Annotated in this window: 36 protein-coding genes and 1 pseudogene; 2 read left to right on the forward strand and 35 right to left on the reverse strand. The window is 69.2% G+C overall.

The features are described from left to right. Positions 1-76: 76 nt before the first annotated feature. The 5 genes from glmM to truA all read right to left on the reverse strand — a co-directional run bounded on the left by glmM (position 77) and on the right by truA (position 4,617). The gene (gene glmM, locus ACPPVX_RS06925; RefSeq protein ID WP_426574167.1) at positions 77-1,417 is read right to left on the reverse strand and encodes a phosphoglucosamine mutase; all 1,341 of its coding nucleotides are present in this window, start codon (positions 1,415-1,417) and stop codon (positions 77-79) included. A 77-nt stretch (positions 1,418-1,494) separates the two neighbouring features. After that, the gene (rpsI, locus tag ACPPVX_RS06930; protein WP_426574168.1) at positions 1,495-1,899 is read right to left on the reverse strand and encodes a 30S ribosomal protein S9; all 405 of its coding nucleotides are present in this window, start codon (positions 1,897-1,899) and stop codon (positions 1,495-1,497) included. A gap of 11 nt (positions 1,900-1,910) precedes the next feature. Beyond that, a complete protein-coding gene (rplM, locus tag ACPPVX_RS06935; RefSeq protein ID WP_426574169.1) occupies positions 1,911-2,363 on the reverse strand; it encodes a 50S ribosomal protein L13 in 453 nt (150 codons plus the stop codon). A 156-nt stretch (positions 2,364-2,519) separates the two neighbouring features. Continuing rightward, on the reverse strand, positions 2,520-3,692 hold the full coding sequence (locus ACPPVX_RS06940) for an LLM class flavin-dependent oxidoreductase (RefSeq protein ID WP_426574170.1): 1,173 nt from the start codon (positions 3,690-3,692) through the stop codon (positions 2,520-2,522). Between the two features lie 61 nt (positions 3,693-3,753). Further along, positions 3,754-4,617, reverse strand: a complete 864-nt coding sequence (gene truA, locus ACPPVX_RS06945; protein ID WP_426574171.1) for a tRNA pseudouridine(38-40) synthase TruA — start codon at positions 4,615-4,617, stop codon at positions 3,754-3,756. 106 nt (positions 4,618-4,723) lie between these two features. Here truA and ACPPVX_RS06950 point away from each other — a divergent pair, with 106 nt between their 5' ends. Beyond that, positions 4,724-6,031, forward strand: coding sequence for an NAD(P)-binding protein (locus ACPPVX_RS06950; protein WP_426574172.1), 1,308 nt, complete (start codon positions 4,724-4,726; stop codon positions 6,029-6,031). Beyond that, positions 6,028-6,912: an RNA polymerase sigma factor SigJ gene (gene sigJ, locus ACPPVX_RS06955; RefSeq protein WP_426574173.1), complete on the forward strand. Its 885-nt coding sequence runs from the start codon at positions 6,028-6,030 to the stop codon at positions 6,910-6,912. The genes ACPPVX_RS06950 and sigJ overlap by 4 nt, the downstream gene beginning before the upstream one ends. 129 nt (positions 6,913-7,041) lie before the next feature. Here the strand turns inward: sigJ and rplQ are convergent. The 30 genes and pseudogenes from rplQ to rplC form a co-directional block, all read right to left on the reverse strand. Further along, a pseudogene (rplQ, locus tag ACPPVX_RS06960) lies at positions 7,042-7,392 on the reverse strand (50S ribosomal protein L17); the annotation flags it as partial. 2 nt (positions 7,393-7,394) lie between these two features. Beyond that, entirely contained in the window at positions 7,395-8,333 is a 939-nt protein-coding gene (locus ACPPVX_RS06965; protein ID WP_426574174.1) for a DNA-directed RNA polymerase subunit alpha, read from the reverse strand. A 32-nt stretch (positions 8,334-8,365) separates the two neighbouring features. Beyond that, the gene (gene rpsD / locus ACPPVX_RS06970) at positions 8,366-8,980 is read right to left on the reverse strand and encodes a 30S ribosomal protein S4 (protein WP_426574175.1); all 615 of its coding nucleotides are present in this window, start codon (positions 8,978-8,980) and stop codon (positions 8,366-8,368) included. 11 nt (positions 8,981-8,991) lie between these two features. Beyond that, positions 8,992-9,390, reverse strand: coding sequence for a 30S ribosomal protein S11 (gene rpsK / locus ACPPVX_RS06975; RefSeq protein ID WP_426574176.1), 399 nt, complete (start codon positions 9,388-9,390; stop codon positions 8,992-8,994). Beyond that, complete coding sequence (rpsM, locus tag ACPPVX_RS06980) at positions 9,390-9,767, reverse strand: 30S ribosomal protein S13 (RefSeq protein WP_426574177.1); 378 nt, start codon at positions 9,765-9,767, stop codon at positions 9,390-9,392. The genes rpsK and rpsM overlap by 1 nt, the downstream gene beginning before the upstream one ends. Positions 9,768-9,770: 3 nt before the next feature. After that, complete coding sequence (gene rpmJ, locus ACPPVX_RS06985) at positions 9,771-9,887, reverse strand: 50S ribosomal protein L36 (RefSeq protein ID WP_426574178.1); 117 nt, start codon at positions 9,885-9,887, stop codon at positions 9,771-9,773. 45 nt (positions 9,888-9,932) lie between these two features. Continuing rightward, complete coding sequence (gene infA / locus ACPPVX_RS06990; RefSeq protein ID WP_426575005.1) at positions 9,933-10,157, reverse strand: translation initiation factor IF-1; 225 nt, start codon at positions 10,155-10,157, stop codon at positions 9,933-9,935. 188 nt (positions 10,158-10,345) lie between these two features. Further along, the gene (map, locus tag ACPPVX_RS06995; protein ID WP_426574179.1) at positions 10,346-11,116 is read right to left on the reverse strand and encodes a type I methionyl aminopeptidase; all 771 of its coding nucleotides are present in this window, start codon (positions 11,114-11,116) and stop codon (positions 10,346-10,348) included. An 8-nt stretch (positions 11,117-11,124) separates the two neighbouring features. After that, complete coding sequence (locus ACPPVX_RS07000) at positions 11,125-11,787, reverse strand: adenylate kinase (RefSeq protein ID WP_426574180.1); 663 nt, start codon at positions 11,785-11,787, stop codon at positions 11,125-11,127. A gap of 4 nt (positions 11,788-11,791) precedes the next feature. After that, positions 11,792-13,171, reverse strand: coding sequence for a preprotein translocase subunit SecY (gene secY, locus ACPPVX_RS07005; RefSeq protein ID WP_426574181.1), 1,380 nt, complete (start codon positions 13,169-13,171; stop codon positions 11,792-11,794). Positions 13,172-13,216: 45 nt separating this feature from the next. Continuing rightward, positions 13,217-13,705 carry a 50S ribosomal protein L15 gene (rplO, locus tag ACPPVX_RS07010; protein WP_426574182.1) on the reverse strand — a complete coding sequence of 163 codons (489 nt, stop codon included), beginning with the start codon at positions 13,703-13,705 and terminating at the stop codon, positions 13,217-13,219. Between the two features lie 3 nt (positions 13,706-13,708). Next, on the reverse strand, positions 13,709-13,888 hold the full coding sequence (gene rpmD / locus ACPPVX_RS07015) for a 50S ribosomal protein L30 (protein ID WP_426574183.1): 180 nt from the start codon (positions 13,886-13,888) through the stop codon (positions 13,709-13,711). Between the two features lie 2 nt (positions 13,889-13,890). Then, positions 13,891-14,454, reverse strand: coding sequence for a 30S ribosomal protein S5 (gene rpsE / locus ACPPVX_RS07020; protein WP_426574184.1), 564 nt, complete (start codon positions 14,452-14,454; stop codon positions 13,891-13,893). Then, positions 14,454-14,816 (reverse strand): 50S ribosomal protein L18, encoded by a 363-nt coding sequence (rplR, locus tag ACPPVX_RS07025; protein ID WP_426574185.1) that lies wholly within the window; start codon positions 14,814-14,816, stop codon positions 14,454-14,456. The genes rpsE and rplR overlap by 1 nt, the downstream gene beginning before the upstream one ends. A gap of 6 nt (positions 14,817-14,822) precedes the next feature. Next, a complete protein-coding gene (gene rplF, locus ACPPVX_RS07030) occupies positions 14,823-15,362 on the reverse strand; it encodes a 50S ribosomal protein L6 (RefSeq protein WP_426574186.1) in 540 nt (179 codons plus the stop codon). Between the two features lie 8 nt (positions 15,363-15,370). Beyond that, the gene (rpsH, locus tag ACPPVX_RS07035) at positions 15,371-15,775 is read right to left on the reverse strand and encodes a 30S ribosomal protein S8 (protein ID WP_426574187.1); all 405 of its coding nucleotides are present in this window, start codon (positions 15,773-15,775) and stop codon (positions 15,371-15,373) included. A 13-nt stretch (positions 15,776-15,788) separates the two neighbouring features. Continuing rightward, positions 15,789-15,974: a type Z 30S ribosomal protein S14 gene (locus ACPPVX_RS07040; RefSeq protein WP_421121211.1), complete on the reverse strand. Its 186-nt coding sequence runs from the start codon at positions 15,972-15,974 to the stop codon at positions 15,789-15,791. Beyond that, positions 15,974-16,555 (reverse strand): 50S ribosomal protein L5, encoded by a 582-nt coding sequence (rplE, locus tag ACPPVX_RS07045; protein WP_426574188.1) that lies wholly within the window; start codon positions 16,553-16,555, stop codon positions 15,974-15,976. The genes ACPPVX_RS07040 and rplE overlap by 1 nt, the downstream gene beginning before the upstream one ends. Then, entirely contained in the window at positions 16,552-16,869 is a 318-nt protein-coding gene (gene rplX, locus ACPPVX_RS07050) for a 50S ribosomal protein L24 (RefSeq protein WP_426574189.1), read from the reverse strand. The genes rplE and rplX overlap by 4 nt, the downstream gene beginning before the upstream one ends. Next, positions 16,869-17,237, reverse strand: a complete 369-nt coding sequence (rplN, locus tag ACPPVX_RS07055; RefSeq protein ID WP_216997265.1) for a 50S ribosomal protein L14 — start codon at positions 17,235-17,237, stop codon at positions 16,869-16,871. The genes rplX and rplN overlap by 1 nt, the downstream gene beginning before the upstream one ends. Then, positions 17,234-17,509: a 30S ribosomal protein S17 gene (gene rpsQ, locus ACPPVX_RS07060; RefSeq protein WP_426574190.1), complete on the reverse strand. Its 276-nt coding sequence runs from the start codon at positions 17,507-17,509 to the stop codon at positions 17,234-17,236. The genes rplN and rpsQ overlap by 4 nt, the downstream gene beginning before the upstream one ends. Beyond that, a complete protein-coding gene (gene rpmC, locus ACPPVX_RS07065) occupies positions 17,509-17,739 on the reverse strand; it encodes a 50S ribosomal protein L29 (RefSeq protein WP_426574191.1) in 231 nt (76 codons plus the stop codon). The genes rpsQ and rpmC overlap by 1 nt, the downstream gene beginning before the upstream one ends. Continuing rightward, a complete protein-coding gene (rplP, locus tag ACPPVX_RS07070; protein WP_426574192.1) occupies positions 17,739-18,155 on the reverse strand; it encodes a 50S ribosomal protein L16 in 417 nt (138 codons plus the stop codon). The genes rpmC and rplP overlap by 1 nt, the downstream gene beginning before the upstream one ends. 2 nt (positions 18,156-18,157) lie before the next feature. Continuing rightward, positions 18,158-19,075, reverse strand: coding sequence for a 30S ribosomal protein S3 (gene rpsC / locus ACPPVX_RS07075; RefSeq protein WP_426574193.1), 918 nt, complete (start codon positions 19,073-19,075; stop codon positions 18,158-18,160). Next, positions 19,075-19,845 (reverse strand): 50S ribosomal protein L22, encoded by a 771-nt coding sequence (rplV, locus tag ACPPVX_RS07080; protein ID WP_426574194.1) that lies wholly within the window; start codon positions 19,843-19,845, stop codon positions 19,075-19,077. Before rplV ends, rpsC begins: the two co-directional genes overlap by 1 nt. 2 nt (positions 19,846-19,847) lie before the next feature. Next, positions 19,848-20,132: a 30S ribosomal protein S19 gene (gene rpsS / locus ACPPVX_RS07085; protein WP_426574195.1), complete on the reverse strand. Its 285-nt coding sequence runs from the start codon at positions 20,130-20,132 to the stop codon at positions 19,848-19,850. Positions 20,133-20,147: 15 nt separating this feature from the next. Further along, positions 20,148-20,984: a 50S ribosomal protein L2 gene (gene rplB, locus ACPPVX_RS07090; protein WP_426574196.1), complete on the reverse strand. Its 837-nt coding sequence runs from the start codon at positions 20,982-20,984 to the stop codon at positions 20,148-20,150. A gap of 5 nt (positions 20,985-20,989) precedes the next feature. Continuing rightward, on the reverse strand, positions 20,990-21,283 hold the full coding sequence (gene rplW / locus ACPPVX_RS07095) for a 50S ribosomal protein L23 (RefSeq protein ID WP_426574197.1): 294 nt from the start codon (positions 21,281-21,283) through the stop codon (positions 20,990-20,992). Further along, on the reverse strand, positions 21,280-21,924 hold the full coding sequence (gene rplD, locus ACPPVX_RS07100; protein ID WP_426574198.1) for a 50S ribosomal protein L4: 645 nt from the start codon (positions 21,922-21,924) through the stop codon (positions 21,280-21,282). Before rplD ends, rplW begins: the two co-directional genes overlap by 4 nt. A 2-nt stretch (positions 21,925-21,926) precedes the next feature. Beyond that, on the reverse strand, positions 21,927-22,562 hold the full coding sequence (gene rplC / locus ACPPVX_RS07105) for a 50S ribosomal protein L3 (protein ID WP_426574199.1): 636 nt from the start codon (positions 22,560-22,562) through the stop codon (positions 21,927-21,929). Positions 22,563-22,816: the final 254 nt, after the last annotated feature.

A 22,816-nucleotide genomic window follows, 5' to 3' on the forward strand; every position in this document is an offset into this window, starting at 1 on the left:
CCGGACGCGCCGGAGCGTTCCCATCGTACCGGCCAGGCGACGGGCCCCCGGAGGCGAGGCCGGGCGCGGGGCCGCTTCAGGTGCTCAGGGCGGTGACCGAAGCGGCCAGGTGACCGGCCACGGCGGCCGCTTCGTCGTGGGTGGGGGCCTCCACCATCACCCGCACCACCGGCTCGGTGCCGCTGGCGCGCAGCAGGACGCGGCCCCGCTCGCCGAGGCGGTGCTCGGCGACGGTGACCTCGGGCTGGAGCCGGGCGAGCAGGCCGGGATCGCGGTGGGCGGTCCGCACGTTGACCAGCACCTGGGGCAGCCGGACCATCGCCGCTGAGGCCAGCTCGGCCAGCGGGCGGCCCCGGCGGGCCATCACCGACAGCAGGGCGATGCCGGTGAGCATCCCGTCGCCGGTCGAGGCCAGGTCGCGGAAGATCACGTGCCCGGACTGCTCGCCGCCCAGGCAGTGCTGGCCCTCGTCGAGCGCCTCGAGCACGTACCGGTCGCCCACGTCGGTGGTGACCACCGTGATGCCGTGGGCCGCCATGCCCTGGCGGAAGCCCAGGTTGCTCATGACCGTGACCACGACGGTGTCGTGCGCGAGGCGGCCGCGCTCGTGCCGGTCGATGGCGCAGATGGCGATGATCTGATCGCCATCGACGAACTCGCCGTCGGCGTCGGAGGCGAGCACCCGGTCGGCGTCGCCGTCGAACGCCAGCCCGACGTCGGCGCCGTGGGCCACCACGGCCGCCTGCAGGCCCTCAGGATGGGTGGAGCCGCAGTCCTCGTTGATGTTGATCCCGTCGGGCTCGACGTGGATGGCCACCACGGTGGCGCCCAGCTCCTCGAACACCCCGGCCGCCAGCTCCGAGGCGGCGCCGTTGGCCCCGTCGAGCACCACCTTGAGCCCGGTGAGCGCCCCCGCCGGGACCACCCCCTCGACGAGGTGGCGGCGGTAGCGCTCGATGGCCCGGTGGTCGACGCTGATCGAGCCGACCTCGGCCCCCGCGGGCCGCGGGCGGGGATCCCCCTGTGTGCTCAGGGCGGTCAGCTCCAGCTCGAGGCGCTGCTCCAGCTCATCGGAGAGCTTGACGCCGCCGGCGGAGAACAGCTTGATGCCGTTGTCGCCGAACGGGTTGTGGGACGCCGAGATCATGGCCGCCGGCACGCGGTCGGTGGCGGACAGGTAGGCCACGCCGGGCGTGGGGACGACCCCGAGGTCGACCACCTCGACGCCCTCGGTGGCCAACCCGGCCGACAGGGCCGCGGCCAGCAGCGGGCCAGAACGGCGGGTGTCGCGCCCGATCAGCCAGCGGCTCCCACCCAGCACCCGGGCCGCAGCCCGCCCCAGGTTGAGCGCCAGCTCTGGCGTCAGCTCCCGGTTGGCGATCCCTCGCACCCCGTCGGTCCCGAACTTCAACGACATGGCCGACACCGTACTGGTGCCAAAACGACGAACGCCGCAGCCTTGCGGCTGCGGCGTCCGGCAGAGCGGAGGAGCGACTAGCGCTTCGAGTACTGCGGGGCCTTGCGGGCCTTCTTGAGGCCGTACTTCTTGGATTCCTTCTTGCGATCGTCTCGCGTGAGGAAGCCGGCCCGCTTGAGCACGGGGCGAAGCTCGGGGTCGAGCTCGATGAGCGCCCGGGAGATGCCGAGGCGCACGGCACCGGCCTGGCCGGTCACGCCGCCACCATGGATGGTGACGTCGATGTCGTAGGCCTCTTCGAGCTGGGTGAGCTTCAGCGGCTCGGTGAGGATCATCCGGTGCGTCGGGTTCGGGAAGAAGTCGACGACGTCGCGGCCGTTGATGGTGATCGTGGCCTCAGCGTCGCCCTCGGACGGGCGGAGACGGACACGAGCGACGGCTTCCTTGCGGCGGCCGGTGGATTGCACGAGGGGCTTGGACACGAGTTGAACTCCTACGCGCTGCGGCGGGCGTGGTGGGCCAGCTCGAGCGTCTGCGGCTTCTGAGCGGCGTGCGGGTGGTTGGGTCCGGCGTAGACCTTCAGCTTCTTGAGCTGGGCCCGGCCGAGCCGGTTCTTCGGGAGCATCCCCCGGATGGTGCCGCGGACGGCGTCTTCCGGCTTCTTCTCCATGAGATCGGCGAAGGTCTGCTCCTTGAGGCCACCGGGGAACCCGGAGTGGCGGAACACCTTCTTCTTGTCGGCCTTGCCCGAGGTGAGCACGACCTTCTCGCAGTTGATGATCACGACGTGGTCACCGGTGTCGATGTGCGGGGCGTACGTGGGCTTGTGCTTGCCCCGCAGGATCGCCGCGACCTCGGTGGCGAGGCGACCGAGCACCAGGCCTTCGGCGTCGATGATCAGCCAGTTGCGCTCGATCTCTGATGCTTTGGGCGTGTAGGTGGGCACGGTGAATCCTTGGATCTGCTGGGTCGTGAGCCAGAAGCGCCCCAGGGGCGGCTTCGGGCCGAAGGGATACGTTACGGCCCGGCCTGCTCGCAGGGCAAATAGCAGAGCCGAACCGTGCGGTGGTGGACCGTTCGGGGGTGCGGCGGGCCGCACCCGCTACTTGCGATCGGGGACCACGCCGAAGGCGACGCCGCCCGAGGAGATCGAGCCGGTGCGCATCCCCTCGGCCAAGCCCACGGGCCGGGCCCACGCGCCGCGCTGCTCCAGCACGGGCAGCACGCCCTCGCCGAACCAGTAGATCTCCTCGAGGTGCGGGTACCCCGAGAGGATGAACTCGTCGATGCCCAGCGCCGCGTACTCCTCGATGCGGTCGGCCACCTCGACGTGGCTGCCCACCAGGGCGGTGCCGGCACCGCCGCGGGCCAGGCCCACGCCGGCCCACAGGTTGGGTGACACCTCGAGGTTGTCGCGGCTCCCGCCGTGCAGCTCGAGCATGCGGCGCTGCCCTTCGGACTCGGTGGTCTGCATCCGGGCGTGGACCTTGGCGATCTCCTCCTCGGAGATGCCGTCGAGCAGCGAGCCGGCCGCCGTCCACGCCTCCTCCGACGTGTCCCGGCTGACGACGTGGAGGCGGATGCCGAAGCGGGGCGTGCGACCCTGGGCCGCGGCGAGCGTCCGCACGCGGTCGAGCTTCTCGGCCACCTGCTCGGGCGGCTCGCCCCAGGTGAGGTAGACGTCGGCGTGGCGGGCGGCCACGTCGAGGGCGGCGGGCGAGGACCCGGCGAAGTACACGTCGGGCACCGGGTCGGGCCGGCGACCGAGCGCGCCGCCCTCGACGTGGATGTGCGTGCCCTCGTAGTCGACCCGCTCCCCCGACCACAGGCCGCGCACGACGTCGAGGAACTCGCCGCAGCGCTCGTAGCGCTCGTCCTTGCCCAGCCAGTCGCCGTAGGCGTGCTGCTCCGAGCTGTCGCCGCCGGTGACGACGTTGAGCAGCAGCCGGCCGCCCGTGTGGAACTGGTAGCTGGCGGCCATCTGCGCGGCGAGCGTCGGCGAGGTGACCCCCGGGCGGAACGCCACCAGGAACTTGAGCCGGTCGGTCCGTTGCGCCAGTGCTGCGGTGGTGACCCAGGCGTCGTCGCACCAGGGGCCGGCCGGGGTGAGCGCGCCCTCGAAGCCGAGGGCCTCGGCGGCCAGGGTGATCTGGGTCAGGTAGTTGAACGTCGCCGGCCGCTGGCCGCCCGCCACGCCGGGCGTCGGCTGCTCGGGCTCCACCAGGCGACGGCCGTCGCCGTTCGTGGGGAGGAACCAATGGAAGACGATCGACATGGGGCTCCACCCTGGGCGCTGGGTCCGGACCGCTGAGTATGGGGTCCGCGTTCGCGCAGCGTCAACGTGGGGCCGGCCACCCGTCGCGCTGCTGATCCGATGCCCACCCGGGGTAGCGGACGGCCCAGAGCGTCAGCCCGTGGGGAGGGGCCAGGTCGCCCGCGCGGTTGCGGTCCTGCGACCGGATCACGCCGAGCAGGTCGCCCGGGCGCTTCCGGCCGCGGCCCACGTCGACCAGGGTGCCGACCACCGATCGCACCATCTGGTGGCAGAACGACGAGGCCTCGATCTCGAAGCGGAGCCGTCCGTCGCCGTCGTCGTGCCACACCGCCTCGGTGACGTTGCGCACCAGGCTCGCCTCCTCGCCGTCGCGGCGCTTGGGCCGCCGGCAGAAGGCGGCGAAGTCGTGCTCGCCGATGAGCGCGTCGCACCCCAGGACCATGGCGGGCAGGAGCAGCTCCTCGTCGACGTGCCAGGCCGAGTCGGCGGTGAACGGGTCGGGCGTCGGGCTGTTGTGCACGAGGTACCGGTAGCGGCGGGCGGTGGCGGAGAACCGGGCGTCGAAGCCGTGGTCCACCACCTCGGCGCCCCAGACCGCGATCGACGGGGCGCACATCTTGTTGATCGACCGGGTGAGGCGGACCAGGTCGAGGTCGTCGCCGGACGCGTCGAAGGTCACCACCTGGGCGCGGGCGTGGACGCCCTTGTCGGTGCGGCCGGCGCAGGTGAGCTCGACCTCCTGGCCGATGACCGTGCCGATGGCCTCGGTGAGGACGCCGCCGACGGTCCGCACGCCCTCGTTGCGGGCGAACCCGTGGAACGGGGCCCCGTCGTACGCCACCACCAGGCGGATGCGCTGGGCGGGATCGGCGGGATCCGCGGTGGGGGGTTCGGGCCCGGGCTCCGTGGCGTCGAACAGCGTCATCGGGCCGGACGATAACGCGCCCCGCTCCCCCTGCCCTCCGACGACCGCGTGTCACACATCCACCGCCTCGCTCGTCATCACCGTGACGAACCCTCGAGGAGGACCCATGAGCGAACCCGCTGCCGCCCTGCCCCACCGGGCCGACACCGTCGTGGTCGGCGCCGGCCTCGGGGGCCTGCTCGCTGCCGTGACCGCCGCGCGGGCGCGGCCCTCCGCATCGGTGGTGGTCCTCGATGCACAGCAACCCGGAGGCCGTGCCCGCTGCGACCAGCGCGACGGGTTCACCTTCAACCGCGGACCCCGCGCGTTGTACGTGGGGAGCACGGCCGATCGCGCCCTCCGAGCCGTCGGGGTCGACACCGGCCACGGCGGCAAGCCGGCGATGGCCGGTGCGGTGGCGATCCACGGCGGCCGGGTGCACCGGTTCCCGGGCGGCCCCCTCGACAGCGCGAGGACGACCCTGCTCTCGCCCCGGGAGAAGCTCGCGGCCGGCGCCGCCCTCGCGGCGGTCTGGCGCGCCGACGAGGCGACCACCGCCGGGCGGACGGTGGGTGCCTGGCTCGACGAGCGCCACGAGACGGGGACGGTGCGCCAGCTGGTCGAGGCCCTGGTCCGGGTGGCGACGTACACGGATGCGCCGGACGTGCTCGCGGCCGGCCCGGCCCTCCACAACGCCCGGCTCGGGGTCCGCCCGGGCGTGCGCTACCTCGACGGCGGGTGGCAGGCGCTGGTCGACCAGCTGGTCGCCCGGGCCGGCCGCCACGGCGTCACCTTCGTGCGCGCCGGCGCCCGCTCGGTGCGCAGCGAGGGCGGCGAGACCGTGATCGTGCTGGCCGACGGCTCCGAGGTCCGGGCCGGCGCCACGGTCATCGCCGCGGGCGGGCCCGACGCCGCCGCCGGTCTCCTGGGCGCCACGCCCCCATCGTGGCCGGTGCTCGGCCCGCCGGTCACCGCCGCCTGCCTCGAGCTGGGCCTGCGCCGGGCCCCGGTGCACCGCTTCGCGCTGGGCATCGACGAACCGGTGTACGCGTCGACCCACTGCCCTCCCGCCCGGCTCGCACCCGAGGGCGGGGCGGTCGTCCACCTCATGCGCTACCAGCGCCCTGGAGAGCACGTGCCGGCGGCCGAGCAGCAGGCCCGCCTCGCCGCGCTGGCCCGGACGATCGGCATCGCCGAGGCCGACGTCGTCACCGAGCGGTTCCTGGCCCGGATGGTCGTGAGCGGCGCCATGCCGACTGCGGCGGCGGGCGGCGTCGCCGGCCGGGTGCCGGTGGCGGTGGCCGACCACCCCGGCGTGCTGCTCGCGGGCGACTGGGTCGGTTCTCACGGCCTGCTGCTCGATGCCGTCGCCGCCAGTGCCACCGAGGCGGCCCGGCTCGCAGTCGGGCGATCGGCAACCATGGTCCCCGCATGATCACCGCCCGTCCTCGCGGCGACGACGCCGACTTCGAGCAGCAGCGCCCCCGGCTGGAGGGCCTGGCGTACCGCATCACCGGTTCGCGCTCGAGCGCCGAGGACATCGTGCAGGATGCCTGGCTGCGCTGGCAGGGTGCCGACCAGGCGGCGATCGAACGACCGGCCGCCTGGCTCACCACCGTCACCAGCCGGCTGGCGCTCGACCAGCTCAAGTCCGCCCGGCACACCCGGGAGACCTACGTGGGGCCCTGGCTCCCCGAGGTGGCCAACGCCGACCCCGGTCCCGCCGAGCAGGCCGAGCTCGCCGAGTCGGTGACCATCGGCTTCCTCACCGTCCTCGAGCGGCTGGGCCCGGTCGAGCGGGTCGTGTTCCTCCTGGCCGACGTGTTCGGGCTGCCGTTCGACGAGATCGCCACCGTGGTCGACAAGACGCCCGAGGCCTGCCGGCAGATCGCCTCCCGCGCCCGCACGCGGGTCCGCCAGGACCGCCCCCGCTACGCCCCCACCGACGACGATGCGTGGCAGGTGTCGATGGCGTTCATGGCGGCCGCCCAGGTGGGCGACCTCGACTCGCTCGTGTCGCTGCTGGCCGACGATGCGCTGGCGATCAGCGATGGCGGCGCCGACCACCATGCCGCCCGCCGCCCGGTCGTGGCCGAGCGCATCCCCCGCTTCGTGGCCAACCTGACCACCCGCGCCGCCGAGGGGACCGAGTACACGCTGCAGCTGATCAACGGCCAGCCGGGCGTGGTGTGCGCCGTCGACGGCCGGCCGTACCTGGCCATCGCCTTCGCGGTGGCCGGGGGCCAGGTCCAGCGCGTCTGGACGATCATCAACCCCGACAAGCTGACGACCCTGTCGAGCCCACCGATCGCCTAGGTGCTCAGCCCCGGCGGTGCCGGCTGAGGTGGTTCCCCATCGGAGCCAAAACGACCGAACCCCGCCACGAGGGCGGGGTTCGACCACGACGCTTGATCCCTGGGCCGGGCCCGGGGTGTCAGAGGTTCAGACGAGCTCGATGCGAGCCATCGGGGCGTTGTCGCCCTGGCGCGGGCCGAGCTTGAGGATGCGGGTGTAGCCGCCGTTGCGCTCTGCGTAACGAGGACCGACATCGTCGAACAGCTTGGCGGCGATCTCCTTGTCGTTCAGGAACGACACCACCTGGCGGTGGTTGTGGAGCCCGCCCTTCTTGGCCTTGGTGATCATCTTCTCGGCGACGGGGCGCAGGGCCTTGGCCTTGGCCTCCGTCGTCGTGATGCCCTCGGCGGCGATGAGCGACGAGACCAGGTTGGCCATCATCAGCTTCTGGTGCTGCGAGGAGCCGCCGAAGCGACGTCCCCGGCGTGGGGTTGCAGGCATTGCTATTCCATCCCGCGGAGCGCCAGGCCCCGCTCGTTCAGCTTCTCCTTGACCTCATCGAGCGACTTCTGGCCGAAGTTGGTGATGGCCAGGAGGTCATCCTCGCTCTTGCGCAGGAGCTCGCCGACGGTGTTGACCTGGGCGCGCTTGAGGCAGTTGCGGGGACGCTCGGAGAGATCGAGGTCTTCGATCGGCATTTCCAGCTCGGGCGAGCTGGCCATGGTGGCGCTGGTCTCGCCCAGTTCGAGGGTGGGCGGCTCGTCGCTCATCTCGGCGACGAGCTGAACCAGCTTGGCGAGGGTGTCGCCGGCGGACGCCACGGCGTCGCGGGGAGCGATGGAACCATCGGTCTCCACGTCGAGCACCAGGCGGTCGTAGTTGGTGTCCATCTCGACGCGGGTGGGCTCGACCAGGAAGGTCACGCGGCGCACCGGCGAGAAGATGGAGTCGACCGGGATCACACCGATGGTGTTGTTCCCCTTGTCGCGGTCGGCCGAGAGGTAGCCCCGGCCGCGCTCGATGGTGAGGTCCAGCGCGAGGCGGGCCTTCTCGTTGAGCGTCGCGATGTGCTGCGAGGTGTTGAGCACCTCGACATCGGCCGTGGTCTGGATGTCGGCACCGGTGACGATCGCCGCGCCGCGCACGTCGATGCGCAGGGTGACGGGCTCGTCGGACACGGAGGTGAGCACCAGGTCCTTGAGGTTCAAGATGATGTCGGTGACGTCTTCGGTGATGCCCGTGATCGTGTCGAACTCGTGAAGCGCATCATCGAAGCGGACGGCCGTGATGGCCGCGCCGGGGATCGACGAGAGCAGGGTGCGACGCAGGGAGTTGCCGAGCGTGTGACCGAATCCGGGTTCGAGCGGGCTGATGGAGAACCGTTGACGGTTGTTCTCCTCTTCGCCGACTGCCTCGACCGTGGGGCGCTGAATGACCAGCATGTATTGCCTTCCTCGGGGTTCTGCGGTGCGGATTACTTGGAGTACAGCTCGACGATGAGCTGCTCTCGGACGGGCACGTCGATCTGCTCACGGACGGGCAGCTCGTTGATCGTGACCTGGAAACCCGAGTCGCCGACCTCAAACCAGTTGGGCTTGAGCCGGTCGATCGTGTCGATGTTGTGGCGGATGACGATCATCTGGCGCGACTTCTCGCGCAGCGAGATCACGTCGCCCTTGCGGACGCGGTAGCTCGGGATGTCGACGCGCTTGCCGTTGACGTTGATCATGCCGTGGCTCACGAACTGGCGAGCCTGCGGACGGGTGGAGGCCCATCCGGCACGGAAGACCATGTTGTCGAGGCGCTGCTCCAGCATGCGGAGCAGGTTCTCGCCCGTGACGCCCTTCTGGCGGCTGGCTTCCTTGTAGAGGTTGGAGAACTGGCGCTCCAGCACCCCGTAGATGTACTTGGCCTTCTGCTTCTCCTGCAGCTGGAGCAGGTACTCAGAGGGCTGGCGGCGACGGCTGCGGCCGTGCTCGCCTGGGGGGTACGGGCGCTTGTTGAGCGCCTTGGAGCCCTTGTCGTTCTCGAAGATGTTGACGCCGAGACGGCGAGAGATCTTGACCTTGGGACCGGTGTATCGAGCCATGCTTCCTTACCTCAGACCCGGCGCCGCTTGGGCGGGCGGCAGCCGTTGTGGGGAACCGGGGTCACGTCCTTGATGCCGGTGACCTCGATCCCGGTGTTCTGGATGGAGCGGATGGCGGTCTCTCGGCCGGAGCCGGGACCCTTCACCATGACGTCGACCTTGCGGACGCCGTGCTCCATGGCCCGGCGAGCAGCCTGCTCGGCAGCCATCTGCGCCGCGAACGGCGTCGACTTGCGGGAGCCCTTGAACCCGACGTTGCCAGCCGAGGCCCAAGAGATGACGTTGCCCTCTTGGTCGGTGATGGAGACGATCGTGTTGTTGAACGAGCTCTTGATGTGGGCCACCCCGTAGGTGACGTTCTTGCGTTCGCGCTTGCGGGGGCGGCGTCCGCCCGGCTTTGGCTTCGCCATTACTTCCGAACCTTCTTCTTGCCGGCGACGGTCTTCTTCGGGCCCTTGCGGGTGCGAGCGTTGGTGTGGGTGCGCTGACCGCGGACCGGGAGGCCCTTGCGGTGGCGGAGGCCCTGGTACGAGCCGATCTCCATCTTGCGCTTGATGTCCTGCTGGACCTCGCGCTTGAGATCGCCTTCGACCTTCAAGTTCTGGTCGATGAAGGCACGGATCTTGTTGATCTCTTCATCGGTGAGATCGCGGGTGCGGGTGCTCTGGTCGATCCCCGTCGCCTCGCAGATCTTCTCTGCGGTGGTGCGGCCGATGCCGAACACATAGGTGAGGGAGATGACGAGCCGCTTCTCTCGCGGGATGTCAACGCCGGCGATACGCGCCATGGTTCAGCCTTGCCTTTGCTTGTGGCGGGGGTTGGAGGAGCAGATGACCTGCACGCGACCGTGTCGACGGATCACCTTGCAGTGCTCACAGATTGGTTTGACGCTGGGTTGGACCTTCATCGGTGCCTCGAGGTTGTGGGCGGGCGGGCGGTGCCGCCGCGCTGGCTACTTGTAGCGGTAGGTGATCCGGCCACGGGCCAGGTCATAGGGGGTGAGCTCGACCTGGACCTTGTCGCCAGGGAGGATTCGGATGTAGTGCATGCGCATCTTCCCGGAGATGTGCGCGAGCACTTCGTGCCCGTTCTGCAGCTCGACGCGGAACATCGCGTTCTTCTGAGCCTCGAGCACGGTCCCTTCGAGGACGATGGCATCTTCCTTGGGCTTGGGCAGCGGAAATCTCCTGGTACATCCTGCGGGATACAGCCTCGGCTCGTGCGCCCGGAAGCGCGGCGAGCCACTCGGGGCCGAAGAACGATCGTAACGCGCCTGCTCCAAGCATCCAAGTCCGCGCCCTACCACACCGCGACCACGCGGGTGTGACACTCCCACAGGGGCCGAGAAGGTCTGAGATAGCGCGCTCACGGGAGGGTCAGGACCTCGGGCCCGTCCGCCGTGATGGCGATCGTGTGCTCGGCGTGGGCAGCCCAGCCTCCGTCGGCGGTGACCACGCTCCACTCGTCGTCGAGCACCACGGTCTCGGTGGTGCCCAGCACGAGCATCGGTTCGATCGCCAGCACGTTGCCCACGCGGAGCTTGGCGCCGGTGCCGGGCGTGCCCTGGTTCGGGATGTTCGGGTCCTCGTGCATGGCCTGGCCGATGGCGTGGCCGGTGTACCCCTCCACCACACCGAGACCGGCAGCCAGGGCGACCTGCTCGACGGCGCTGCCGATGTCGCCGATGCGGTTGCCCTCGACCATGGCCGCGATCCCCGCGTCGAGCGAGGCCTCGGTGACGGCGATCAGCCGGCGCACCTCGTCGGGCACGTCGCCGACGGCTGCCGTGAACGCCGCGTCGCCGTGCCAGCCATCGATGATGGCCCCGCAGTCGATCGAGATGATGTCGCCGTCGACGAGCACCACGTCGTCGGACGGCACCCCGTGCACCACCATGTCGTTGGCCGAGGCGCAGATGACCGCCGGGAACGGCGGGTAGCCGTAGCCGAGGAAGTTCGACGTCGCCCCGCGGCGGGCCAGGACCTCACGGCCGATCCGGTCGAGCTGGCCCGTGCTGACCCCGGGCGCGATGGCGGCACGGATCTCGGTGTGCATCTCGGCGACCACGCGGCCGGCACGGCGCATGACGGCGATGTCGGCGGTCGATCGGACCGCGGGCGTGCGCGAGAACAGCATGGCCGGGCTCAGGCGCCACGACGGGCTTCGACCGCGGCGAGCAGCCGGGCGAACACCTCGTCGGTGGAGCCGAGGCCATCGACCTCGGCCAGCACGCCGCGCTCGGCGTAGAACGGGAGCAGCGGCTTGGTCTCGGCGGCGTAGAGGTCGAGGCGCTTGCGGACGGCGTCTTCGGTGTCGTCGGCCCGCTGCACCACCTCTCCCCCGTCGACGTCGCAGATCCACCCGTTCTTGGGCGGCGCGTCGATCGAGTAGATGTGGCCGCAGGTCTTGCAGACCCGGCGCTTGGTGATGCGCTCGAGGACCACCGCTTCGGGCACCTCGAGGTTGATGACCAGGTCGAGCGGGCGGGTCTCGGTGATGGACTCGAGCGACCGGCCCTGGGGCACGGTGCGGGGGAAGCCATCGAGGATGTAGCCGCGCTTGGTGGTGTCGCTCTCGTTGAGCCGCTCGTCGACGACGCCCACCATGATGTCGTCGCCCACCAGGCCGCCGGCATCCATCACCGACTTGGCCTTGAGGCCGAACTCGGTGCCGGCCGCGACGGCGGCGCGCAACATGTCGCCGGTGGAGATGTGCGGCACCACGAAGTGCTGCGCCAACCGGATTGCCTGAGTTCCCTTGCCCGCGCCCTGACGGCCGAGCATGACGAGACGAACACCCTCGGTCATGGTGCTACTTCGAGGAGCTCTTGGACTTGGTCTTCGTGTTCAAGAAGCCCTCGTAGTTGCGCATCATCAACTGGCCGTCCACCTGCTTGACGGTCTCGATCGCCACGCCCACGGCGATCAGGATCGAGATGCCGAAGAAGCCGAGCCGCTGCCCACCGGCGGTGTTGCCGAGGATCTTCCCCAGCACGAAGGCGGGGATGAGGGCGATGGCGGCCACGAACAGGGCGCCGGGCAGGGTGATCCGGGAGAGGATCTTGGCCAGGTAGCGCTCGGTCTGGTAGCCGGGACGGATGCCGGGGATGAAGCCGCCCTGCTTGCGGATCTGGTCGGCCTGCTTGTGCGGGTCGAACTGGATGGCCGTGTAGAAGTAGGCGAACAGGATGATCAGCAGGCCGTAGACGGTCAGGTACGCCGGCGAGGTCGACTTGGTGAGGTGCTGGTCGACGAACTGCTGGATGTCCCACCAGATGTTCGGGTTCTCGGCGGTGGCGTCGCCGACGGGGAGGATCTGCGACAGGATCACCGGCAGGTACAAGACCGAGCTGGCGAAGATGATCGAGATCACGCCGGCGCCGTTGACCTTGAGCGGGATGTAGGTGCTCTGGCCACCGAACATCTTGCGTCCGACCTGGCGCTTGGCGAACTGCACCGGGATGCGGCGCACGCCTTGCTCGACGAACACGATGCCCACCATCAAGACGATGAACATGAGGGCCACACCGATCATGGTGGCCGTGTTCTTCTCCTGCTGGACCGTGAGGAAGTTGCGGGGCATCTGGCTCACGACCGAGGCGAAGATCAACAGGGACATGCCGTTGCCGACGCCGCGCTGGGTGATGACCTCACCCATCCACATGAGGAGGGCGAAGCCGGTGGTGAGGGTGAGCACCACCAGGGCGAAGCGCAGGGCGTTGTAGTTGTCGCCGAACACGTCGAGCCCGGCGGTGTCGACCTTGGAGCCGAAGCCGCCGCCACCCGTGTGGAACAGGTAGGTGATGCCGGTGCCCTGCAGGAGGGCGATGGCCACACCGAGGTACCGGGTCCACTGGGTGATCTTGCGCTGGCCGACCGCGCCCTGCTCCTGCCACTGCTCGAGCTTGGGGATCACCACCGCGAGGATCTGCATGATGATCGACGCCGTGATGTACGGCATGATCCCGAGCGCGAACACCGCGAACTGGGTGATGGCCCCACCCGAGAAGGTCTGGAGCAGGTTGAGCACTCCGGAGGAGTCAGCCTTGTCCTGGATCTCCTTGATCTGACCCAGGTCGATGCCCGGGACAGGGATGTGCGCGCCGAGCCGGTACAAGGCGATCATCAGCAGCGTGAAGAGGAGCTTGTTTCGCAGCTCCGGGATCTTGAAGACGTTGCGCAGGGTCGACAACTCGCGCTCCTGGTCGGCGTTCGATGCGGCCTGACGGCCGACGGGTCAGCGGTTGGTGAACTGGTTGCCCTTGGCGGGCGGGCGTCCTTCGCCCCACGGAAGGGGCAGGCGCTCCACCGTACCGCCCGCTGCGGTGATGGCTTCTTCAGCTGCCTTCGAGAACCCGTGGGCCCGCACGGTGATGGCGCGGGTGACCGAGCCCCGTCCGAGCACCTTGACCAGGGCAGCCTTGGACACGAGGCCCTTGGCGTGCAGGGCCTCGGGGCTGACCTCGTCGAGGCCGGAGGCCTCGAGGGTGTCGAGGTTGACGGCCTGGTACTCGACGCGGAAGGGGTTGTTGAACCCCTTCAGCTTCGGGATGCGCATGTGCAGCGGCATCTGGCCGCCTTCGAACGCGGCGGGGATGGTGCCGCGAGCGGCCTGGCCCTTGGTGCCGCGGCCGGCGGTCTTGCCGCCCTTGCCGCCGATGCCGCGACCGACGCGACGGCGACCCTTGTTGGAGCCCGGAGCGGGCTGCAGGTCATGGACCTTCATGAATCAGACCTCTTCCACGGTGATGAGGTGAGGGACCCGGGCGATCATCCCGCGGATCTCGGGACGGTCGGGCAGGGTGTTGGTCTGGCCGATGCCACGCAGGCCCAGGGCACGCACGGTGCCGCGGGTCTTCGGCTTCACGCCGATGGTGGAACGGATCTGGGTGACCTTCAGCTCGGCCATGGTCACTTCACCTCTTCGAACTGCACGGGCCCGCGCTCGGACTCGTTGTACGCGTCGAGCAGGCCCTTGGGGACGAACTCCTCGGGCGAGAGGCCGCGCAGGCGGGCCACCTCGTCGGGGCGCTTGAGCGACTTGAGCCCAGCGATGGTGGCCCGGGCCACGTTGATGTGGTTGGCCGACCCGAGCGACTTGCAGAGCACGTCGTGGATGCCGGCCTCTTCGAGGATGGCGCGGGCGGCGCCACCGGCGATCACGCCGGTACCGGGGGCAGCAGGCTTGAGCATGACGCGACCGGCACCCATGACCCCGATGGTGGGGTGGGTGATGGTGGACCCGGCCAGCGGGACGGAGAAGAGGTTCTTGCGAGCCTCCTCGGTGCCCTTCTGGATGGCGAGGGGCACCTCCTTGGCCTTGCCGTAGCCGAGGCCGACGCGCCCGGCGCCGTCGCCGATCACCACGAGGGCGGTGAAGGAGAAGCGACGGCCGCCCTTGACGACCTTGGCCACGCGGTTGATGTTGATGACGCGCGACTCGCGGAGCTGCGCATCAGAGTTGTTGGTAGCCATCAGAACTCCAGTCCGCCCTTGCGGGCGGCTTCGGCGAGCGCCGCGATGCGGCCATGGAAGAGGTTGCCACCGCGGTCGAACACGACGGTGGTGACGCCGGCGGCCTTGGCGCGCTCGGCGACGAGCTCACCGATCTTGGTGGCGGCGTCGACGTTGCCGCCGTTGCCGTTGAGCGCAGGCTCGGTGGTGGACGCCGCGGCCAGCGTGTGGCCGGCGCGGTCGTCGATCACCTGGGCGGTGATGTGCTTGTTGGACCGGAAGACGGCCAGGCGCGGACGCTCGGCGGTCCCACGGACCTTCTTGCGCACCCGCCGGTGGCGGCGGATGCGGGCTTCGCGCTTCTGCTTCGCTGAATCGCTCATCGTTTCCTACTTCCCGGACTTTCCGGCCTTGCGGACCACGTGCTCACCGAGGTAGCGCACGCCCTTGCCCTTGTACGGCTCGGGCTTGCGCAGCTTGCGGATGTCGGCGGCGACCTGGCCGACGAGCTCCTTGTCGGAGCCCTTCACGTCGATGCGGTTGGGGGAGGGCACGTCGAAGGTGATGCCCTCGGGGGCCTTCACCTCGACCGGGTGGCTGAACCCGAGCGCGAGATCGAGGGTGTCTTGGCCCTTGGCGGTGGCGCGGTAGCCGACGCCGATGATCTCGAGCTGCTTGGTGAAGCCGTCGGTGACACCGACGACCATGTTGTTGACCAGGGAGCGGACCAGGCCGTGCATGGCCCGGCTCTGACGCTCGTCGTCGGGCCGCTCCACGAGCAGCACGTCGCCGTCCTGGCGGATGGTGATGGTGCCCGGGATGACCCGGCCGAGGGTCCCCTTGGGACCCTTGACCGTGACGGTGCGGTCGGCGACGGTGACGTCGACGCCCGAGGGCACGGGGATGGGGGCTTTGCCGATGCGAGACATGGGTGCTCCTACCAGACGAAGCACAGGACTTCGCCGCCCACGTTGCGCTTGCGCGCTTCGCGGTCGGTCATGAGACCCTGGCTGGTCGAGACGACGGCAACACCGAGCCCACCGAGGACGCGGGGGACCTCTTGAGCCGGCTTGTACACCCGGAGGCCGGGCTTGGACACCCGGCGGAGGCCGGAGATGGTCCGGGCCCGCTCGGGCGAGTACTTCATGGTGACGGTCAGGGTGCTGCCCGGACGGTCGGCGTTGATGGCGACACTGAAGTCTTCGATGTAGCCCTCCTTCTTCAGGATGGCCGCAAGGGCCTCCTTCTTCTTGGAGGACGGCATCTTCACTTCGTCGTGCATCGCCACGTTGGCGTTGCGAACACGGGTGAGCATGTCGGCGATGGGGTCAGTCATGGTCATGGGTCAGTCCTCCTCACCAGCTCGCCTTGGTCACGCCGGGGATCTCCCCGGCGTGCGCCATGTCTCGCAAGCAGATGCGGCACAGCTTGAACTTCCGGTACACGGAGTGCGGGCGACCGCACTTCTGGCACCGCGTGTAGCCCCGGACCTTGAACTTGGGCTTCTTGTTGGCCTTGTTGATCAGAGCCTTCTTCGCCATCAGTTGGCCTGCCCTTCACGCTTGAACGGGAAACCGAAGGCGTCGAGCAGTGCCTTGCCTTCGGCGTTGGAACGGGCGGTGGTCACGATGGTGATGTCCATGCCTCGGGTCTGGTCGATCTTGTCGTAGTCGATCTCCGGGAAGATCAGCTGCTCGGTGACGCCGAACGTGTAGTTGCCACGACCGTCGAAGCTGTTCGCCGGCAGGCCGCGGAAGTCCCGGATGCGGGGGATCGCCAGGGCGATCAGCCGATCGAGGAACTCCCACATGCGATCGCCGCGCAAGGTGACCTTGGCGCCGATGGCGTTGCCCTCACGGAGCTTGAAGTTGGCGATCGACTTGCGGGCCCGGGTGATCAGCGGCTTCTGGCCGGTGATGAGGGTCAGGTCGGTCACGGCGTGCTCGAGGAGGGAGGCCTGGCCGACGGCACCGCCGACGCCCATGTTCACCACGATCTTCTCGAGGCGAGGGACCTCCATCACGTTGCCGAGCCCGAGCGCAGCCTGGAGCTGGTCGCGGATCTCGGCGTTGTACTTCGCCTTGAGGCGAGGGATCTCGATGGTCTCGGTGCTGTCGCTCATGGGAGCTCCACCCCCGTGCGCTTGCAGATGCGCACCTTCTTGCCGTCTTCGAACTTGTAGCCCACGCGGGTGGCCTTGCCGTCGGACGGGCTGATCACGGCGACGTTGCTCACCGGGATCGGCTTGTCGATGTGGATGATGCCGCCGGTGTCGGTGGCGGAACGGGCGGCACGGTGGCGCTTGGCGGTGTTGACGCCTTCGACCACGACCTTGCCCTCGGTGGGCATTGCCTTGTGGACCACGCCTTCCTTGCCCTTGTCCTTGCCGGACAAGACGATGACGCGGTCGCCCTTCTTGATCTTGAGTCCAGCCATTACAGGACCTCGGGTGCGAGTGAGACGATGCGCATGAACTTCTTGTCCCGGAGCTCGCGGCCCACCGGGCCGAAGATGCGGGTGCCACGCGGCTGCTGCTGGTCGTTGATCAGCACGGCAGCGTTCTCGTCGAAGCGGATGTAGGAGCCGTCGGGACGACGCTTCTCCTTCTTGGTGCGGACGACGACGCACTTGACGACGTCGCCCTTCTTCACGCCGGCGCCGGGGATGGCGTCCTTGACCGTGGCGACGAAGATGTCGCCGATGCTGGCGTAGCGCCGACGGGAGCCACCCAGCACCTTGATGCAGAGGACCTCCTTGGCACCGGAGTTGTCAGCGACGCGGAGTCGCGATTCCTGCTGGATCACTTGGCACGCTCCAGGACTTCGACGATCCGCCAGCGCTTGAGCTTGCTCAGCGGGCGGGTCTCGGCGACACGGACCTTGTCGCCCACCTTGAGGGTGTTCTCCTCGTCGTGGACGTACAGCCGCGTGGTGCGAGCCATGGTCTTCTTGTACCGCGGGTGCGGCTTGCGGGTGATGACGGTGACGACGGCGGTCTTGTCCATGCCGTCGGACGTGACCTGGCCCTCGCGCACCTTGCGGTTGTTGCGATCTTCGGTGGGGTTCTCTTCAGCCATCAGGCGTTCTCCTCTTGGGCGAGGGCCTCGGCGGCCTCGATCTCGCGGGCCCGCAGCTCGGTCTCGTAGCGGGCGATCTCCTTGCGAGCGCTGCGCAAGCCGGCGGTGTTCTCCAGCGTGCCCGTGGCGCTCTGGACCCGCAGCTTGAAGAGCCGGTCCTTCTCCTCGGCGAGCCGCTCACGGATGGTGGCGGTGTCGAGGTCGGCAGCAGTGGTGGTGGTCTTCGCCATCAGAACCCCTCGTCTCGGGTCACGAACTTGGCCTTGATCGGCAGCTTCTGGATCGCACGCTCGATGGCTTCCTTGGCAACGACCGGGTCGCTGTAGGAGAGCTCGAACATGATCCGGCCCGGCTTCACGACGGCGACCCAGCGCTCCGGGTTGCCCTTGCCGGAACCCATGCGGGTCTCGGCGGGCTTCTCGGTGACGGGCTTGTCGGGGAAGACGCTGATCCAGACCTTGCCGCCACGCTTGATGTGGCGGGTCATGGCGATACGGGCGGCCTCGATCTGGCGGGCGGTGACCCAACCCGGCTCGAGCGCCTGGATGCCGTAGTCGCCCTGGGTGACACGGGTGCCACCCTTGGCGGCACCGGTGAGGCGGCCGCGGTGCTGCTTGCGGTGCTTGACCTTGCGGGGCATCAACATGTTCAGTCACCATCCCCGGGGCGGAAGTGGGGGGTCTCGTGGGTCTCGCGGACCGAGCGCTCGATCGCCTCTTCCTCTTCGAGGAGCTTCTCGATCTCGGGATCGGCCTCGGCGACGAGGGGCTTGGCCTCATCGACGGCGTCGGACACGGTGGCCGGATCGACGGGCGCAGCCTCGGTGCGGCGTCGAGCCGACGAGGAGACGACCTTGGCGGGAGCGGCATCACCGGAGGTCTCGCCCACGGCCATGGCGGCCTCGCGGGTGATCTTCTCTTCGGTGGACGCCTTGTAGGGCAGGATGTCGCCCTTGTAGATCCAGACCTTGACGCCGATGCGACCGGCGGTGGTCTTGGCCTCGCGGAAGCCGTAGTCGATGTCGGCGCGCAGCGTGTGCAGCGGGACCCGACCCTCGCGGTACCACTCGGTCCGGCTCATCTCGGAGCCGCCGAGGCGACCCGAGCACTGGACCCGGATGCCGAGGGCGCCGGCCTTCTGGGCGTTCTGCACGGCGCGCTTCATGGCCCGGCGGAAGGCGACGCGGCCGGCGAGCTGGTCGGCGACACCCTGGGCGATCAGGGCAGCGTCGAGCTCGGGCTGCTTGATCTCCTGGATGTTGAGCTGGACCTTGTTGTTGCCGGTGATCTCGGCGAGGCGCGACCGGAGCCGGTCGGCCTCGGCGCCGCGGCGACCGATGACGATGCCGGGGCGGGCGGTGTGCACGTCGACGCGAAGGCGGTCACGGGTGCGCTCGACCTCGACGCGGCTGATGGCCGCGTGCGGGAGGTCGGTCATCAGGAGGTCCCGGATCTTCCAGTCCTCGATGATGAAGGTGCCGTACTCGGAGCGGCTGGCGAACCAGCGCGACTTCCAGTCGGTGGTGATGCCCAGGCGGAAGCCGTAGGGATTGACCTTCTGGCCCATCAGTCGTTGTCCTTGTCGTCGGTCTCAGCGTCGGCCTCGGCGTCGGCGTCGACGTCGGTGGCCTCGTCCGACGCAGCCTCGGCCTCGTCGGTGGTGTCTTCGGCAGCTGCCTCGGTCTCGGTCTCGGCGACCTCGGCCTCGGGGGCCTCGTCGGAGACGGTGACCTCATCGACCTCGATCTCGACGTCGGTGTTCAGCGCCTCGTCGTCGTGATCGTGATCGTGGTCGTGATCGTGATCGTGCGTCGTCTCGTCACGGCTCTTGGCCACGCGGGCCCGGCGGGAGGCCCGGCCGGCGGTGCCACCGGCCACGCGGCCGCTGCGAGCGTCGCGCTCGGCACGGATGCGGAGCTCGTTGTCGCCCAGCCGGCTCACGATGATCGTGATGTGGCAGGTGCGCTTGCGGATGCGGGTGGCGCGGCCACGGGCCCGGGGACGCCAGCGCTTGAGCGTGGGGCCCTCGTCGGCGTAGCAGGCCGAGACGAACAGCGCCTCGGGGTCCTGGCCGTCGTTGTTGGCGGCGTTGGCCACCGCTGAGGCCAGCGCCTTGCGGATGATGATGGCGATGTCGCGCTCGACGAACTGCAGGATCTCGTCGGCGTCGGCCACGTGCTTGCCCCGGATGAGGTTGAGCACCTCACGGGCCTTGTAGGCCGAGACCCGGATGTAGCGCACCTGGGCACGGGTGCCGGGGCGCTCGTTGGTCTTGTAGATCGTTGCGCCCTTGCGGGTCTCGCGGACCGCGGCGATCTTGGTACCGGACTGCGCCATGGCTATCGACCCCCGCGCACGTTGCGCTCTTGGCCCGCATGGAACTTGAAGGTGCGGGTGGGAGCGAACTCGCCGAGCTTGTGACCGACCATCGACTCGGTGACGTACACCGGGACGTGCTTGCGACCGTCGTGGACGGCGATCGTGTGGCCGACCATGTCGGGGATGATGGTGGAACGGCGGGACCAGGTCTTGATGACCTTCTTCTCGCCTGCGGCGTTCAGGACGTCGACCTTCTTGAGAAGGTGGTCGTCGATGAAGGGGCCCTTCTTGAGTGAACGAGGCATCTCGGACTCCTGGCCTTACCGGCGCGAGCCGCGGGTGCGGCGACGACGGACGATGAGCTTCTGGGACGGCTTGGTCTTGTCTCGCGTGCGGCCCTCTTTCTGGCCCCACGGAGACACCGGGTGGCGACCACCCGAGGTCTTGCCCTCGCCACCACCGTGTGGGTGGTCGACGGGGTTCATGGCCACACCGCGGGTCTGGGGCTTGACGCCCTTCCAGCGGTTGCGGCCGGCCTTGCCGATCTTGATCAGCTCGGCCTCGGCGTTGCCGACCTCACCGACGGTGGCCCGGCAGTCGATCGGAACGCGGCGCATCTCGGTGGACGGCAGGCGCAGGGTGGCGTAGTCGCCCTCCTTGGCCACCAGCTGGACGCTGGTTCCGGCCGCACGAGCCATCTTGCCGCCGCCGCCGGCCTTGAGCTCGACGTTGTGCACCGTGGTGCCGACGGGGATGTAGCGCATGGGCAGGGCGTTGCCGGGACGGATCTCGGCGCCCTGGCCGCTCTGCAGCCGATCGCCGACCTGCACGTTGCGCGGGGCGAGGATGTAGCGCTTCTCACCATCGAGGTAGTGGAGCAGCGCGATGCGGCAGTTGCGGTTGGGGTCGTACTCGATGGCGGCCACGTGGGCCGGCACGCCGTCCTTGGTGCGACGGAAGTCGACCAGGCGGTACTGCTGCTTGTGGCCGCCGCCCTTGTGGCGAGCGGTCTTGCGGCCGTACGAGTTGCGACCACCGGTGTTCGACTTGGAGACGAGCAGCGACTTCTCAGGCGTCGTCTTGGTGATCTCTTTGAAGTCCGAGACCGTCTGGAACCGACGGCCCGGGCTGGTGGGCTTGCGCTTGCGGAGCGCCATGGCGATCAGGCCTCCTTGAAGAGGTCGATGGATTCACCCTCGGCGAGGGTGACGATGGCCCGCTTGCGCGACGGCTTGGTGCCGACCTTGCCGGTGCGGCGGTTGCGCACGGCCTTGCCCTTGCGGTTGAGGGTGTTCACCTTGGCCACCTTGACGCCGAAGATCTCCTCGACCGCACTGCGGATCTCGGGCTTGGCGGCGTCGTTGTGGACGATGAACGTGTAGACGTTCTGCTCGATCAGGGCGTAGCTCTTCTCAGAGACGACCGGAGCGATGATGACGTCGCGGGGGTCCTTCACTTCTGGTCCTCCTCAGCAGGAGCAGCCGCTTCGGTGGACACCGAGGTGGGCAGGTTGTCCTGGGTGAACACGACGAAGTCGTTCACCAGGACGTCGTAGGCGTTGAGCTCACGGGAGTTGATGATCTGCACCTCGGGGAGGTTGCGGAACGAACGAGCCGCCGCGCCGTCTCCGTCGGTGAGGACCACGAGCACCCGGCCGGTGGTGCCGAGGGCGGCGAGCGCCGCCTTGGCATCCTTGGTCTTGGGGGCGTCGAAGCTCCACGAGTCGACCACGAGGACCTTGCCCTCGGCGGCCCGATCCGACAGGGCCGAGCGCAGGGCCAGGCGGACCATCTTCTTGGGGGTCTTCTGCGTGTACTTGCGGGGCTTCGGGCCGAGGGCCACGCCACCACCGCGCCAGATCGGCGAGCGGCTGGAGCCGGCCCGGGCCCGGCCGGTGCCCTTCTGGGCCCACGGCTTGGCGCCGCCGCCCCGAGCCTCGGAGCGGGTCTTGGTGGACTGGGTGCCGGCGCGGCGGGCGGCGAGCTGGGCCGTCACGACCTGCGCCATCACGGCCACGTTGGGCTCGATGCCGAAGTACAGCTCGTCGAGCTCGACGGAGCCGGCCTTCTTGCCGGTGGAGTTGAGTACGTCGACCATGGTCACTTCCCGCCCTTCACGGCGTCACGGATGAGCACGAGGCCACCCTTGGGGCCGGGCACGGCGCCCTTGATGAGCAGCAGGTTGCGCTCGACGTCGGCGGACACGACCGTGAGGTTCATGGTGGTGACCTTGTCGCCACCCATGCGGCCGGCCATGCGCTGGCCCTTGAACACGCGGGCGGGGGTGGCGCACTGGCCGATGGCGCCCGGCGCACGGTGGACCCGGTGGGCACCGTGGCTGGCGCGCTGGCCGGCGAAGCCGTGGCGCTTCATGACGCCGGCGAAGCCCTTGCCCTTGCTGACGGCCGTGACATCGATGATGTCGCCGTCGGCGAGGGTGCCGACGTTGATCTCCTGGCCGACCTCGTAGCCGGTGACGTCGTCGAGGCGGAGCTCGACGAGGCGCTCACCCGGCTCCACGTCGCCGTACTGGCCGGCGACGGGCTTGGTGAGCTTGGTGACCTTCTTGTGGCCGAAGGTGACCTGGAGGGCGCTGTAGCCGTCCTTCTCGGGGGTGCGGATCTGCACCACCCGGAGCGGCTCGACCTCGAGGACGGTGACCGGGATCATCCGGTTCTGGTCGTCCCAGATCTGAGTCATGCCGACCTTCTGGCCGACGATTGCCTTGGTTGCCATGCGATGCGTCTTTCGGTCGCGGAGGAACGGGGCCCGTTCACGCGGACGCTCCGCATGGGCCAAGCCCAGCGGAGCGCCAGTTCGGTTGTGCCTCGTGGTACCTGCGAACAGGCCTACGAGGACGTCGGTTGCAGGCGTGAGCCTGATACCAGCCCATCGGCGGGAGCCTCTGGGCAACGAGGAGGAGACTCTACGGCGTGCCGCGCTCCCAGGCAAACCAGGGCCCCGGCTCCCTCGTCACCCCCGTCGGCCGA

The organism is Aquihabitans sp. McL0605 (assembly GCF_049993875.1).
Lineage (GTDB): Bacteria > Actinomycetota > Acidimicrobiia > Acidimicrobiales > Iamiaceae > Aquihabitans.

Excerpts from the sequence above, each read along its gene's own strand:
- rpsC (WP_426574193.1), bottom strand. The coding sequence starts at position 19,075 with ATGGGCCAGAAGGTCAATCCCTACGGCTTCCGCCTGGGCATCACCACC.
- ACPPVX_RS06940 (WP_426574170.1), bottom strand. The coding sequence starts at position 3,692 with ATGTCGATCGTCTTCCATTGGTTCCTCCCCACGAACGGCGACGGCCGT.
- rpsK (WP_426574176.1), bottom strand. The coding sequence starts at position 9,390 with ATGGCGAAGCCAAAGCCGGGCGGACGCCGCCCCCGCAAGCGCGAACGC.
- rpsE (WP_426574184.1), bottom strand. The coding sequence starts at position 14,454 with ATGGCTACCAACAACTCTGATGCGCAGCTCCGCGAGTCGCGCGTCATC.
- rplV (WP_426574194.1), bottom strand. The coding sequence starts at position 19,845 with ATGGCGCAGTCCGGTACCAAGATCGCCGCGGTCCGCGAGACCCGCAAG.
- rplX (WP_426574189.1), bottom strand. The coding sequence starts at position 16,869 with ATGGCTGGACTCAAGATCAAGAAGGGCGACCGCGTCATCGTCTTGTCC.
- rplC (WP_426574199.1), bottom strand. The coding sequence starts at position 22,562 with ATGGCAACCAAGGCAATCGTCGGCCAGAAGGTCGGCATGACTCAGATC.
- map (WP_426574179.1), bottom strand. The coding sequence starts at position 11,116 with ATGCTGTTCTCGCGCACGCCCGCGGTCCGATCGACCGCCGACATCGCC.
- rpsS (WP_426574195.1), bottom strand. The coding sequence starts at position 20,132 with ATGCCTCGTTCACTCAAGAAGGGCCCCTTCATCGACGACCACCTTCTC.
- rplD (WP_426574198.1), bottom strand. The coding sequence starts at position 21,924 with ATGGTCGACGTACTCAACTCCACCGGCAAGAAGGCCGGCTCCGTCGAG.
- ACPPVX_RS07040 (WP_421121211.1), bottom strand. The coding sequence starts at position 15,974 with ATGGCGAAGAAGGCTCTGATCAACAAGGCCAACAAGAAGCCCAAGTTC.
- sigJ (WP_426574173.1), top strand. The coding sequence starts at position 6,028 with ATGATCACCGCCCGTCCTCGCGGCGACGACGCCGACTTCGAGCAGCAG.
- rpsD (WP_426574175.1), bottom strand. The coding sequence starts at position 8,980 with ATGGCTCGATACACCGGTCCCAAGGTCAAGATCTCTCGCCGTCTCGGC.
- rpmC (WP_426574191.1), bottom strand. The coding sequence starts at position 17,739 with ATGGCGAAGACCACCACCACTGCTGCCGACCTCGACACCGCCACCATC.
- ACPPVX_RS06950 (WP_426574172.1), top strand. The coding sequence starts at position 4,724 with ATGAGCGAACCCGCTGCCGCCCTGCCCCACCGGGCCGACACCGTCGTG.
- rplP (WP_426574192.1), bottom strand. The coding sequence starts at position 18,155 with ATGTTGATGCCCCGCAAGGTCAAGCACCGCAAGCAGCACCGCGGCCGC.
- rplE (WP_426574188.1), bottom strand. The coding sequence starts at position 16,555 with ATGAGCGACAGCACCGAGACCATCGAGATCCCTCGCCTCAAGGCGAAG.
- rplR (WP_426574185.1), bottom strand. The coding sequence starts at position 14,816 with ATGAGCGATTCAGCGAAGCAGAAGCGCGAAGCCCGCATCCGCCGCCAC.
- ACPPVX_RS07000 (WP_426574180.1), bottom strand. The coding sequence starts at position 11,787 with ATGACCGAGGGTGTTCGTCTCGTCATGCTCGGCCGTCAGGGCGCGGGC.
- rpsQ (WP_426574190.1), bottom strand. The coding sequence starts at position 17,509 with ATGGCTGAAGAGAACCCCACCGAAGATCGCAACAACCGCAAGGTGCGC.
- rpmD (WP_426574183.1), bottom strand. The coding sequence starts at position 13,888 with ATGGCCGAGCTGAAGGTCACCCAGATCCGTTCCACCATCGGCGTGAAG.
- rplO (WP_426574182.1), bottom strand. The coding sequence starts at position 13,705 with ATGAAGGTCCATGACCTGCAGCCCGCTCCGGGCTCCAACAAGGGTCGC.
- ACPPVX_RS06965 (WP_426574174.1), bottom strand. The coding sequence starts at position 8,333 with ATGCTGGTCATTCAGCGCCCCACGGTCGAGGCAGTCGGCGAAGAGGAG.
- glmM (WP_426574167.1), bottom strand. The coding sequence starts at position 1,417 with ATGTCGTTGAAGTTCGGGACCGACGGGGTGCGAGGGATCGCCAACCGG.
- rplB (WP_426574196.1), bottom strand. The coding sequence starts at position 20,984 with ATGGCGCTCCGCAAGCGCAAGCCCACCAGCCCGGGCCGTCGGTTCCAG.
- truA (WP_426574171.1), bottom strand. The coding sequence starts at position 4,617 with ATGACGCTGTTCGACGCCACGGAGCCCGGGCCCGAACCCCCCACCGCG.
- rpsM (WP_426574177.1), bottom strand. The coding sequence starts at position 9,767 with ATGGCGCGTATCGCCGGCGTTGACATCCCGCGAGAGAAGCGGCTCGTC.
- rpmJ (WP_426574178.1), bottom strand. The coding sequence starts at position 9,887 with ATGAAGGTCCAACCCAGCGTCAAACCAATCTGTGAGCACTGCAAGGTG.
- rplF (WP_426574186.1), bottom strand. The coding sequence starts at position 15,362 with ATGTCTCGCATCGGCAAAGCCCCCATCCCCGTGCCCTCGGGCGTCGAC.
- rpsH (WP_426574187.1), bottom strand. The coding sequence starts at position 15,775 with ATGACCATGACTGACCCCATCGCCGACATGCTCACCCGTGTTCGCAAC.